Origin of the sequence: Deinococcus sp. NW-56, from assembly GCF_002953415.1 — a bacterium.
GTDB lineage: Bacteria > Deinococcota > Deinococci > Deinococcales > Deinococcaceae > Deinococcus.
On the sequence record NZ_CP026516.1, the window covers coordinates 1744364 to 1757510 of the forward strand.

A 13147-nucleotide genomic window follows, 5' to 3' on the forward strand; every position below is an offset into this window, starting at 1 on the left:
ATCTCGTGAAAGTCCGGGCGGCTTCCCCGTGGTGTGCCCCACGTTCAGCGCCAGTCGCCGCCGGTCGGGGGTCAGGATACAGAGTCAGGGCGCGGCGGCGATAGCCTCCACCTCGACGAGCAGCTCCGGGCGCACCAGGGCGGCAACCTGCACGGCGCTGCTCGCCGGAGGCCGGGCGAGGTCGATGAACTCGTCCCGGACAGCCCGGAGCTGCGGCAGGTCCGCCATATCCGTCAGGAAGAGGGTGAGCTTCACCACATGCTCGAACGTGAACCCGACCTCGGCCAACGCGAGCCGGAGGTTCCCGAAGACCTGCCGGGCCTGGGCAGTGAAGTCACCCGCCCCCACGACCTCTCCCTGGGCATTCACCGCGATCTGGCCGGAAAGGTAGACCGTGCGCCCACCTGAACGAAGCGCAGATGTTCAGGTGGTCCCGCCATCAGTTGCTGTTGCCCGACCCGTCGGGGTTGCCGCTGGGCGGCGTCTCGTGGACAAGGGTGGAGGAGGCAGCCGAAGGCCCTTCGCCCAGCACCCCGCGCAGTTCCTCCAGCACCTGCCGCTCACGGTCGTTGATCTGCTCGCCACCGAAGCCGAGGAACCCGCCCTCCTTGGCCGCCGCCGCCGTGCGCTCGGCCACGCTCAGGAGCAGGCGGCGGAAAGCGGCGAGGTCCCCCGGGCCAGCCTTGGCCCCCACCAGCCACACGGCGCGGCGCACCTCCTCGATGCTGCGGGCGCGGGCTTCGTCCAGGCTGCGGGGGCGGTCCTGCTGGGGCACCTCCTGGGCGCTGGGGGGCGTGCCCATCAGGTCAGCGGCCATCGCCTCGAGCAGGGGCGTGCGGTCGGCGGCGCTCACGCTCTCGCGGATGGCGGCGCCGATGGCCTGCGCCTCGGCCACCAAGCCCGTCACGCCGCTGGGGCTGGCGGCGACCACGGCGGCTCCCACGCGGCCGGGGGCGGTCATGACCTGATACCACTCGTCGGGGGTGAAGCTGTCCTTGAGGCTCATGGGGGCACCTTAAGCCGGGCGGGGCGGGCGCTGCCTTGCGGGAGCCTTTACGGGCAGGCGAACGCGGCCATGAGCGCCCGTTGAGGGTCGGCGCGGTCCCCGCCAGGCTGGGCCTATGGTGAAGGCATGGAAGAGATCACGGTCTCCACGTGGCCGGAGCTGCACGAGGTCCTGTACGCCGACTCGTGGGATCCGGCGCTGCGAAGGCACCGTTCGCCCTACGTGTTCCGGGGGCAGGGGCGGGGGTCGGCGCCGCTGACAACCTCGCTGCAACGGCAGGGGGGCGATACGCGGGCCATCGAGCGCCACCTGCTGCGCAACTTCCGCAAGTACGCCCACCGCAGCGGCATCGACCGGGACCTCGCGTGGTACTGGCTGGCGGTGGGGCAGCACCACGGCCTGCCCACCCGGCTGCTGGACTGGACCTCCTCGCCCCTGGTGGCGCTGCACTTCGCCACCGCCGAGGAAGACCTCTACGGCGAGGACGGCGTGGTCTGGATGACCAACTTCGAGCGGACGAACGCGACCCTGCCCCCGCCGCTGGCCGCCCTGCTGGAGCAGGAGGGGGCGGGCGTGTTCACGGTGGACATGCTCGCCGCCTTTTCGCGGGCGCGGGAGCCGCTGGTGGTGGCCCCCGCCTCGCCCGCCTTCGAGCTGAACTGGCTCGAGGACCTGGAGCGCGAGGGCGAGCAGCCCTTCCTGCTGTTTCTGGAGCCGCCTTCCCTGGACGAGAGGATCGTGCAGCAGGCGGCGCTTTTTTCGCTGCTCTCCACCCCCGACCTCGCCCTCGACGAGTGGCTGGCCGGGCACCCCGGCAGCGCCCGCAAGGTGATTCTCCCGGCCGAATTCAAGTGGGAAATCCGCGACAAGCTCGACCAGTCCAACATCACCGAGCGCACCCTCTTTCCGGGGCTGGGGGGCCTGGGCAAGGCCCTGCAACGCTACTACCGCCAGCGCGGGGAGGGCCGGGGGCAGGGCGACGCGCTCGAGGAGCAGAAGGAGGAGTTGCGGCAGTGGGAATGACGGCCCGGGCCGGGGCGCCCTAATACATGTGAAAGTCCTGCAACCCGGTTGCCTCGCTGTACTGGGTCTCGACCGCCGACACGCGGGCGTGGGGCGGGCCGCGCCGCAGCCAGTGCAGCAGCCGGGCCAGGGCCTCGGGGGAACCCTCCGCCACGACCTCCACCCGGCCGTCGAGGAGGTTCTCGGCACTGCCCGACAGGCCGAGGTCGCGGGCGTAGCGCTGCACGTAGCGGCGGTAGCCCACCCCCTGCACGGTGCCGGAAACGAGAGCGGTCAGACGCATGGGCGGATGCTAGCCCGCTCCAGACGCGGGGAGGGTGCCGAAGCTGACGCTGGGGTGAAAAACGCGGGCGGACGCTCACCCCGGGGCCTTTAGAATGGGCCGGATGCCCGCCCGAACCGTCCCCCCCACAGGCCCGGCGTGACCCAGGCTTCTCCTCCCCGCTCCCCGTCCCGCCGCCCCCTGCGGTGGGCCGGGCTGCTGGCGCTCGCCGCGCTGCTGGGGCTGGCGGCGTGGTTTGCGCCCTCGCTGCTGGGGCAGTGGGCGCTGCGGCAGTTCGGCGGGGACATGGTGACGGCCGAGGGCGTGGGCGGGCGACTGTGGTCGCCGGGGCTGCGCGGCGCACGGGTCAGGATTCCCGGCGTGGACGCGGCGGCGGACGAGGCCAGCGTGCGCGTGACCGGCGTGGACCCCCGCACCCGCACCCTGCGGCTGGACGTGGCCGTGAAGGGCGGCACCGTGAACCTGCGCCTGGGCGACCTGCTGCGCCGCGGCCCCGCGTCCGAGGAAGGCGGCGAGGGCGGCTGGCGGGTGGTGCTGGGCGGACTGGACGTGCAGAACACGCGGGTGAATGTGGATGGGGCGGGCCTGAACGTGCCCGACGGGCGCTTCCGGGTCTCACCGCTGGAGGATGGACGCCTCGCCGTGCGGGGGCAGACCCGGCAGGGCGACCTGAACGCGAACGTGACTGTGCAGGAGGGAGAACTGGGCAACCGCTTCCTGCTGGACGTAGACGCCGACGCCCGGATCATCAACCACTACTGGCCGGGCGTGACGGGCGGGCGGATCAGCGGGCAGTACGCGGTGGGCGGGGGCGACCCGATTCGCGGCGACCTGCGGGTGCGCGGCGCGGGCCTGCGGGTCCCGGAAGCCCGCTGGGTCACCGTGCGGGACGTGAACGGCACCTTCGCCCACCGGGGCGACGCGCTGGCACTGCGGCTCGCCGGGCGCGGCTGGGATGGCCCGGTGACCGCGCGGGCAACCGCGAACACCCGCGAGCAGCGCTGGGACGTGACCGCCGAGGCGACCCCCCGGGTGGCCGGACTGGCGCGGGCGCTGGGCACCACGGGCGACGGCACCGTGCGCCTGCGGGCCACCGCCGGGGGCTGGAACCGCGCCGAGGTGCGGGCAGAGGCGAGCGGGGCGGGACGCTTCTCCGGGGTGCCCTTCCAGGGGCTGCGGGCGACCTACGCCTTTGCCAGCCCGGCCCAGCACGGCGAGCTGCCCGAGGCGAACACCCTGGGCTTCCGCGCCCGGACCAGCCTCAGCGGGGAGCAGACGCTGGCGGGCGAGTGGGCCTTCGGGCGCTCAGGGCAGGCGACGTGGGCGGGCGACTTCGCCGGGAAACCGCTGGACGTGCGGGCGGGCGTGGACGCGCGGAACCTCGTCACGCTGGCGGGCGAGGGCCTGGGCGGGCCGCTCGCCGGGCGCTACTCGCTGCGGACGCAGGCGCTGACCGCCACCCTGAATCCCACCTTTGGGGCGGCGTCGGCGCGGGTCGCGCTGGAAGGCACGCCGCGTGACCTGCGGGCGCGGGTGACCGATGGGGTCGCGGGTCCCTTCCGGCTGGCGGGCACCGCGCGGCTGGACCGGGAAGGGCTGCGGGCCGACCTGGGCGCGGCGCAGCTTGACCTGAACCGCGAGTTCCGGGGTGGTTGGACGCTGCGGAATCTCAGCGGGGCGGGTGTGACCCTGAGCGGCGGCGGCAACCTCGATCTGCGCGAAGGTCTCCTCGGCGGGACGCTGGCGGCCGACGTGCCCGGCGTGACCCAGACCTTGCGCGGCCCGGTGGCCCTGAACCTGCCCGAGCAGCGCGGCACCTTCGAGCCGGACGGACAGCGGCTGGTGTGGAACGGGGACGCCTTTACCCTGACGGCCCGCGACCTCGCGGTGGCGGGTGGGGCGCGGGTCAGCGGCACGGCGACCGTCACGACCGCGCGGCAGGTGACGGGCACGCTGACGGCGCGGGGCAACGGCTATGACCTGACGGCCACCGGGCGCGGCGACTATGCCGACCTGCGCGGCACGGCGGGCGGCGTGGGCGTCTCGGCGCGGACCGTGCTGGCCGACGACTTCCGCACGACGGCGCAGGTCGAGGGGGCCGACATCGCGGGCGAGTTCGCCGTGGAGGACGGCGGGGTGCGGTTCGCCCTCACGACGGCGGGACCCGGCGGCGATCGGGAGACGGCACGGGGCGTGCTGAGTGGGCAGAACTGGGACGCGACCGGGCGGGTCAACCTCGCGGCGCTGCGGCCCCTGGTCGGGCAACCTGACCTCGCCGGGACGCTGAACCTCGCGCTGGCGGGTGCAGGGGGCACGGCGGGAGTGGACGCGCGGGTGGCCGGGGCGAGCGTCGCGGGCACGCTGACCCGGCGCGGCGGCGAGGTCACAGCCGACCTGCGCGGTGCGTATGCGGACGCCCTGGCCCGCCTGAGGGGCCGGGTCTACCCCGACGTGGCTGCCTCTGGCCCGGTGACGTGGCAGGGGCAGACCCTCGCGGCGAGCGTGACGGGGCCTTACGGCGACCTGCGGGCACGGCTGACCGGGCGCACCACGCCGCTGACTCAGGCGGGCGTGACACTGCCGGGGCAGCCGCTGGACCTCACGGCGACGCTGACTCCCCGGCTGACGGCGAACGGCACCTGGGGCGACCTGCGGGTGCGGTACGACGCCCGCTCGGGACGGGTGGCCGTGCAGGGCAGCCAGGCACTGACCGCCTTCGGGCGCTCCGGGCGGGTGCAGGGAAGCGCGACGTGGGCACCCGACTTCGTGGGCGAGGTGCAGGCGCGGGGCACGCTGGAGGGCGGCTACGCCCTGACGCTGGCCGGCCCGTGGCGGGCGCTGGACGTGACCGCGCGGGGACCGGGTGGCCTCCGGGCGAGCGGGACAGCGGCAGTCCCCGCAGCAAGCTATGACCTGCGGGTGCGCGGGCCGCTGGAGGGCTTCTACGTGGACGGACGGGTGCGTGGCACTGGAACCAATCCACGCGGCACCCTCGACGTGTTCGACGGCGTGGGCGGCTCGGCGCGGGTCAACCTGCGTGGCCTCTCCGACTTCGACGTGCGGGCGCGGCAGCTCACGCTGGCGGGGCAGCCACTGGTGGGCGACCTGACAGCGCGGGGCGGGCGCCTCTCCGGCACCCTGAGCGCGGGGCCGCTGCGCCTCGTCGCGCGGGACGGCCGGGTGGACGCCTCTGGGGAACTCGCCGGGCATCAGTTGAGCGCCCAGGGCCGCCTGACCCTGCCCGCGACCCTGCGAGACCTGCGCGTGAACGTGACCGGACTGCTGCTGACCGCGGCGGCTACCGGGGACGTGGACAACCTGCGCGGCACCATACGTCTGCGGCCCCAGCGCTTCGGGACGGGAGCGGCGCGGGCCACCCTTCCGGCGCAGACGTTCCCGCTGACCGCTGACCTGACCGGACCGCGCGTGACGGTGGGGGGATTGACCTACGCGGCAGGGCGCTGGAGTGGCGGACTGGGCGGGCAGTATGCGCTGGGCGGGCAGGCTGGAACGGTGGCCGTGCGGGGGGGAGGCCGGACGCTCGCGGCACTGCCGTCGGGTCCCCTCGCCGGGCGGGTCAACCTCCTGCCGCGACTGGGCGGGCGGGTCCAGACAAGCCTCTCCCCCTTACTGGCCGAGTTGCCCGCCGATCTGCGGAGCGAACTCGTCGCCGGGCAGCTCGTCGCGGATGTGACGGCGGACGGCGCGACCCTGAGCACCTCCGGCAGCCGCTATCTGGGCGGGCCGCTGGGCCTGCGGGCGCGGGTGGACTGGCGGCGGGGGGTGCGGGCGTCGGGGACGCTGAGCCATCCGGGCAGCCGGGCGCCCTTCGTCTACGACGGGCGCGACCTGCGGGTGCGCGGCGCGAGGCTGGATGCCCGCGTGCTGCGGCCCTTTGTGGACGCGACCGGGCGCGTGACGGCCACGCTGACGCTGCCGGGGCTGGACCCGGAGCGGGCGAGCGGGCAAGTCGGCGTGAATGTCCGGGCGCTGGGCGAGCGGGTCACGGGCCGCGTCACGCTGCGGGACGGGCAGCCTGCGGGCGAGCTGCGGGCGGGGCCGCTGCGCCTGACCGCACGGGAAGGAACGCTGGCGCTGACGGGCGAGGCGGCGGACCACACCCTGACCGCGACGGCCCGGCTGCGGGGGCTGAGCGAGGTGTCGGACGTGCGGGCCAGCGTGACCGGCCCCTACGTGGAAGCGAGTGCGGCGGGCGACCTGACCGCCCTGCGCGGCAACGTGCGGATCCGCGAGCAGGGCTTCGGGTCGGACGCTGCACGGCTGGTACTTCCCGCCCAGACGTTGCCGCTGAGCGCCGCCCCCACGGCGGGCCGCGTCACGGTGGGCGGCCTGAGCTTCACGGGTGGGCGCTGGGCTGGCGGGACCAACCTCCGCTACACCCTCGGCGGGCGGGCCGGAACGGTGGCCGTGCGGGGTGGGGGCCGGACACTCGCGGCGCTGCCGTCGGGTCCCCTCGCCGGGCGGGTCAACCTCCTGCCGCGACTGGGCGGACAGCTTCAGACCAGCCTCTCCCCCTTCCTGGCCGAGTTGCCCGCCGATCTGAGGCGCGAACTTGTCGCTGGGCAGCTCATCGCGGACGTGATGGCGGACGGCGCGACCCTGAGCAACTCCGGCACGCGCTACCTGGGCGAGCCGCTGGGCCTGCGTGGGGCGGTGTCGTGGGGGGACGGCGTGCGGGCCACCGCCGAGCTGACCCACCCCGGCACCCGCATCCCGCTGACCTACGACGGGCGCGACCTCGCCATCCGGGGAGCAGTGCTGGACGCCCTCGCGCTGCGGCCCTTCGTGGAGGCGACCGGGCGTGTGACTGCCGACCTGACCGTGCCGGGGCTGGACTTTGGCCGGGCAACGGGCCGCGCTGACGTGAACCTCGCCGCCGCCGGACAGAGTGCGACCGGGCGGGTCACGCTGACACGTGGACAGCTCGCGGGCGACCTGCAGAGTGACCTCGGCGGGCGGGCGCTGCGGGTGCGTGGGCCGCTTTATCCCCGTGCGAATGCCGACCTGATCCTGGGGGAGGTGCGCGGCACCCTCAGTGGCAACGCGGCCGGGACACTGACCCTGCGGGCGGCGGGTCGGTACGAGGGCCGGGCCGTGGACCTCACGGCGGTGGGCCGGGCGCTTACCGGACCGGAGGCGAGCGCGACCCTGCGCGGCACCGTGGCGGGCGGGACCCTCGCGCTGAACCTGAACCGCACCCCGGACGACTGGGCGGTCACGGGCCGGGTGGACGTGCCCGACCTGGGGCCACTGGCGGGCACGGACGGGCGGGTCAGCGGCACGGTGAGCGGCACCCTGCGCTCGCTGCGGCTGGACACCGCAGGCGAGGTCGCGGGCGTGGCCTTCCGTGCTCCGGCGACCTACGCGGGCGGCGTGCTGCGGGTGCAGGGCGGCACCGGAACCCTCCCGGATGGCCTGGGCACCTTCCGGGCGAGCGGTCCTGTCTTCCCCGAGTTGCGCCTCAGTGCGAAGGCCAGCCTGCGCGACGCCCTTCCCGGCGAGTACACCGGGCAGGTGCTGGGGACGCTCTCCAAGCCCGACGTTCGGGTGCAGGGTGCCCTCAGCGGCGGGGTGGGCGGCCTTCAGGCAGCGGGCACCCGCGTCACGGCGCGGCTGTTCGGGCGCGACTGGAAGGCCGACCTGGGCGGCGAGGCCCTGGCCGGGACCGTACGTGGGCGGCTGGGGTCGGGGGCGCTCGGGGGACTGCTGGCAGCGCGGCTGAACGTCCACGCGCCGTACATCGCCGGAGATACCCGCGTGCGGCTCGACGGGGTGACGGGCTGGAACGCCCGCACCGGCTGGCTGGGCGACCTGCGGGCCACGGGAACGGTGCCCGGCGGAGCACTCGACGCCCGGCTGACCGGCGCCGGACCGCTGGCCCTGGCGGCGAGCGTCGGCCCGGCGCGGGTGACGGGGAGCTTCCCGGCCGACCTCCCGCTGCGGCCCGGCGGCACCCTCGACCTCGCGGCGCTGGACGTGGGGGCGCTGTGGGAGCGTCCTGGTCAACTGCGGGTCACCGGGCGGGCCACGCTGGAGGGCACGACCTGGGCACAGGCCGGGGCCACCTTCGCTGGGCGGCTCGACGACGTGGAGGGTGACCTTAGCGGCGATGTGGGCGCGACCTACCGGGCGGGGAACGTCTCGCTGCGCCTCGCCGGAGCGCGGCTCTCGGGTGGGGGCACCCTGGAGGGCGGACGCTACCGCCTGAATGTGCGGGCCGACCCCGTGCGCCTCGCGCGGCTGCTGCCCCCCGGCTGGGACGTGGACGCGCTGACTTTCGGCGGACAGGTGGAGGCGAGCGGCACCCTGACGGGCGGTCCGGAGCGGGTCGAGGCCCGCAGCCTCGCCCTGCGCGGCGAACAGGGCGAGGCTGGACCGTTCAGCCTGTACGGGCGGGCCGTGTTCTCGCGGCAGCCCGGCACCCCTGACCGGCTGGAGGCCGAACTCGACGGCAGCCTGCGCGGCGGAGTCTTGAAGGCGCGGGGGACGCTGCCGGACGGCGTGCGCGTGACGGTTCGGGATGTGGACGCCCGTGCCTTTGGCGTCGGTCAGGTGGGGGGCGACCTCACCCTGACCGGGCCGCTGCGGGACCTGCGCGTCTCCGGGGAGGCGACGGCCCGCACGGACGACTTCGATGCCCTCGCCACCCTCTCCGGCCCGGTCCGGGGCGCCCGTGCCCACGCCCGCCTGACCCTGAAGGGCCAGGGGCGGAGCGGGCTGCTCTACGCCGACGCCCGCGACCTCGACCTGGGGGCGGGCACGCTGCGGGCACGGGTGTATGGGACGGCTCGGCAGGGCGGCAACGACCTCACGCTGGACCTGGAGGGCACCTGGCCCCGGCTGGCGGGCACCGCAACGGCGCGGGTCGGTGGCCTGCCCGCCCCCGTGACCCTGCGCGGCGACGGGCGCGGCGGCTACGCGCTGGCAGCGGGAGCGCTGGGCGAGGGCACCCTCACCCTTACGGATGGGGAGGGCTTCATGCCTAACCTCGGTGGCACCCTGCGGCTGCGGCCGCTCGCGTTGGTGGAGGGCGCAGCGGGCGAGGCGACGGCGGAGGTCACCCTTTCCGGTCCGCTCACCGCACCGCGCCTGACCGGGACGCTGGAGACACGCGGGGCGGAAGCCTTCGGCGTCACGCTGGCCGACACGCGGGGCACCTTCGGAGGCACGCTGGCCGACCTGCGCGGCACGTTGACGCAGGGGACGGACCCGGTCGCCACCCTGGAGGGACAGCGCCTGACCCTCTCCGGCCTGACGCTGGGCGCGGCGGGCGGCACCCTGCGGGCGAGCGGGACGGCCACGCTAGACGCGTCCCCAGCGGCCGACCTCACCCTGTCGGCGGGAGACGGACTGGAGGGCAACGTGCGGGCCACTTACCGCGCCCGTGCCCTCGCGCTGGACGGCACCCTGGGAGCAGCGGGGCTGCGGGCCGCGCTCGACGTGAACGCCGACCCCTTCACCGGCTGGCACGGCACCGTGCGGGTCACAGGCGGCCCCGACGGGGTGCTGACCCAGCCCGCCGTGCTGCGGCTGGACGGCCCGCTGGGACAGCCCCTGGTGCGCGGCGAGGTCGGGCTGCTGGGAGCAGGAGCGCGGATCGTGGCGACCCCGAACGGGGTGCAGGTCCGGCTGGTGGACGGCCCCGGCGCCCAGGCGAATGGAGTCCTGGAAGTGCGCCGGGGCGAGGCCGGGAACTGGCGCTGGCTGGGCACCGCTGCGCTGACCCGCCCCGAACTCAGCCTCAGCGTGACCCCGCAGGGACCGCTCGCCGACCCCCGCCTGACCCTCAGCCTGCGCCGGGGCGAGTGGAGGGCGGCGGGCGAGGCGAGCCTGCGCTCGGCTGACCTCGACCTCACCGACGGCGAGCGGACCGGGGCGCTGACCTGGAACGGGGACGTGCTGCGGGCCGACCTGCCGGGCCTGGACCTGGGGCGGCTGAACCTGGAGGGTGTGACGGGCCGCCTCACCGCCAGCGGCACGGCGAACACCGCGAGCGGCGAGGGCCGGGTGGCCCTGCGGGTGACGGACGTGACCACCACGTACACGGTGCCCTACCTGGGCCTGACGCTAGGGGGAGACTTGACCGGGGACGTGACCCTGGCGGGCGGACGCCCCCGCCTCACCGCGACCGCCGCGCTGCCCGCCGGAACGCTGAACCTGACCGCCGCGCAGGGCGAGGGCGGCTGGACCGGCCGCCTCACGGGGAGTGTGCGGCGGGGGGACGGCACCCTCACGGCGGACGTGACCGCCGGGACGGGGGGCCTGACCGGGTCCCTGGCGGCGGCCCGCTACCCCCTCGCCCTGCCGGGGCTGGGCGCGACCGGGGAGGAGGTGCGGCTGGACGGCGAGGTGGCCCTGCGGGGGCAGACCTTTGCCGCGAACCTCAGCGCAGTGAACACGGTCGGCGCGGCCCGCGTGACGGGCACGGGCGGACTGGCCGACGCGCTGCCCGCGCTGGAGGCCCTGGGCACCCTGCGCCCCACCGGGGACGGCTACCGCCTGCGGGCGCGGCTGGATGAGGTGGAACTGGGCGAACTCGCGCTCGCCCCTGGCCTCGCGGGGCGGGTCAGCGGCGAGGCCACCCTGAACGACGGCGGCGGCACGGTCATCCTGACCAGCCCGGCGCTGACCCTGGGACCCAAGCAACTCGGCGCCCGCGTGGAGGGCACCCTGATCGGCGGCGACTGGCGCCTGCGCGGGTTCCTGGGCGAGACCGACTTCCTGGCCTCGCTGACGGGCGGCGTGCTGAGCGGCCAGGCCACCCTCCAGGCCCTGCCGCTGGGAGCGCTGACCACCGCCGTGACGGGCACCCCGGTCGGCGAGGGCGTGGTGACGGGCGTGGCCCGCTTCCGCGTTCCGCTGGCCGACCCGCTGGCGGGCAGCGCCACCGTCGTGGCCGAGCGCATCCGGGTGACCGCCGTCACGGGGACCGGGCCGCAGGCCGTCACGGAAACCTTGACCGGGACGGGCACCCTGGACTACGCCAACCGCGAGCTGCGGAACGTCAACATCCAGCTCGCTGGGGCCGGAACCTGGGACGTGCGCGGGGGCTATGCCCGCGAGCGGGTGGACCTGCAGGCCCGCTTCGAGGGCACCACCTTCACCCCGGTGCTGCGGCTCCTGCCGGGGCTGGCCGGGCTGGACCCCAGCCTCAAGGGGACCGTCACCCTGTCAGCGGCGGGCACCTACGACCGCCCGCGCGGCCTGCTGCGGGCACAGAACCTCGCCGGGAGCGTGGCAGGCCTGAGCGTGCAGGTACCTGTGCTGGAGGGCGACCTGCCCGACTCCGGGGCCTTTACCGCCAGCGGGCGCGTGCTGACGGGCGGCGTGTTGGGGAGCGACGGCACCTTGGAGGTGCGCGGGCAGCTCAGCCTGGGGCGCCTGTCGGGAACGACCGCCACCTTCCGGGGCCTGCTCGCCCCGCAGGCGCTGGGGGCGCTGCCGAACAGCGTCGTGACCGTGACCCAGGCCGGGGAGGACCGCTGGACCGTGGAGGCCAGCAGCCGCACGCCCGCCACCGCCGCTGGTCCCGCCGGAACGCTGCGGCTGACCGGGGCGCTGACTCCCCGTCTCGATCTCACCCTGACCGCGCAGGGCTACGCGCTGCCCATCTCGGTGATCTCGGCGCGGGACAGCAGTCTGGACGCCGACCTGCGGCTCCTCGACGACGGCGCGGCGGTGCGGGTCAGCGGCGCGGCCTCCTTCGCGCGGCTGGTGCTGGGGCGCGTAGGCGCGGTGGCGACCATTCCCCCGCCCGGTCAGAGCACGGCGGGCACGGACGGCCGCCCCACCGACAACTTCCCTTCGCCGCTGCCGCCCGAGTACACGACCTTCCCCGACCCGGCCGGGGAGGAAGGGGGGAACGTGCCCGCCCCGGCCCGGCCCTTCCTGGAGCGGCTGGTGTTCGAGGACATTCCCATCCGCGCCCCCGGCGGCATCCGGGTGGACGAGGCGCTCGCGCGGGCCGAGTTCGGCGGCGGGCTGGTGCTGTCGGGCACGGGGGCGCGGCCCCGGCTGACGGGCGAGATCGTGGCCGAGCGCGGCAGCCTCTTTCTGCGCGAGAACGAGTTCGCCCTGCGCGAGGGCCGCGTGACCTTCGCCGGGGACGGCCTCTACCCGTCCTTCGCGCTGAACGCTGCCGGAACGGTCGCCGCCGTGACCACCCGGCAGCGGGTGCCCGTGGTACTCGACGTGCGCGGGCAGTTCGAGCCGCAGGAAAACGGCCAGAGCGTCCTGAACCTCCAGACCACCCTGAGCTGTGCGCCCGGCGCGAACGGCACCTGCGCCGACCCGGTCACGCGCACGCCCTACACGGAAGCGCAGCTCTACGCGCTGGTGGCGACCGGGGTGCCCAACCTCGACGCGCTGCCGGAGAACCTCGCCTCGCTGGGCACGAGTGCGCTTCAGACCGCGCTGAACATCTTCGTCCTGGGCGAGCTGGAGCGGAACGTGGCCCGCGCCCTGGGGCTGGACGTGTTCCGCCTGACGCCCAACCTCGCGGCGGACGGCGGCGAGTTCGGGGCGACGATCACGCTGGGGTCGTACCTCACCCGCAACCTCTACCTGCAATACCAGGTGGACCTGACGGGCGAGGGGCTGCTGGACGCGACCTACACCACCCCCGACGGCCGCCTCTCCTTCCAGGTCAGCACGCCGCTGGGCCTGGGCCTCCAGGCAGTGCGCCCCTCCATCAGCGCGGCCTACAACTTCGGCCCGCGCAGCAGCGTGAGCGTGGGCGTGGCGAACGACGAGGACAGCACGACCTTCCGCTTCGGGGTGACGTACCGGTTTTTCGGGAGGTAGCGGCCCCAAAA

Annotated in this window: 5 protein-coding genes; 2 read left to right on the forward strand and 3 right to left on the reverse strand. The window is 75.2% G+C overall.

Features of this window, described 5'->3' with window-relative positions; all coding sequences use genetic code 11:
- Positions 1–84: 84 nt before the first annotated feature.
- Both C3K08_RS08740 and C3K08_RS08745 read right to left on the reverse strand, forming a co-directional pair.
- On the reverse strand, positions 85–369 hold the full coding sequence (locus C3K08_RS08740; RefSeq protein WP_234009027.1) for a RidA family protein: 285 nt from the start codon (positions 367–369) through the stop codon (positions 85–87).
- Between the two features lie 70 nt (positions 370–439).
- Positions 440–1006 (reverse strand): hypothetical protein, encoded by a 567-nt coding sequence (locus tag C3K08_RS08745; RefSeq protein ID WP_104990960.1) that lies wholly within the window; start codon positions 1004–1006, stop codon positions 440–442.
- 126 nt (positions 1007–1132) lie between these two features.
- Here C3K08_RS08745 and C3K08_RS08750 point away from each other — a divergent pair, with 126 nt between their 5' ends.
- On the forward strand, positions 1133–2029 hold the full coding sequence (locus C3K08_RS08750) for an FRG domain-containing protein (protein ID WP_104990961.1): 897 nt from the start codon (positions 1133–1135) through the stop codon (positions 2027–2029).
- Positions 2030–2048: 19 nt separating this feature from the next.
- On the opposite strand, the gene C3K08_RS08755 is transcribed toward C3K08_RS08750, so the two are convergent.
- Positions 2049–2312, reverse strand: coding sequence for an acylphosphatase (locus C3K08_RS08755; RefSeq protein WP_104990962.1), 264 nt, complete (start codon positions 2310–2312; stop codon positions 2049–2051).
- A gap of 138 nt (positions 2313–2450) precedes the next feature.
- Between C3K08_RS08755 and C3K08_RS08760 the strand changes: the two genes are divergently transcribed.
- The gene (locus C3K08_RS08760; RefSeq protein ID WP_234009028.1) at positions 2451–13136 is read left to right on the forward strand and encodes a translocation/assembly module TamB domain-containing protein; all 10686 of its coding nucleotides are present in this window, start codon (positions 2451–2453) and stop codon (positions 13134–13136) included.
- Positions 13137–13147 lie beyond the last annotated feature (11 nt).

Excerpts from the sequence above, each read along its gene's own strand:
- C3K08_RS08745 (WP_104990960.1), bottom strand. The coding sequence starts at position 1,006 with ATGAGCCTCAAGGACAGCTTCACCCCCGACGAGTGGTATCAGGTCATG.
- C3K08_RS08750 (WP_104990961.1), top strand. The coding sequence starts at position 1,133 with ATGGAAGAGATCACGGTCTCCACGTGGCCGGAGCTGCACGAGGTCCTG.
- C3K08_RS08755 (WP_104990962.1), bottom strand. The coding sequence starts at position 2,312 with ATGCGTCTGACCGCTCTCGTTTCCGGCACCGTGCAGGGGGTGGGCTAC.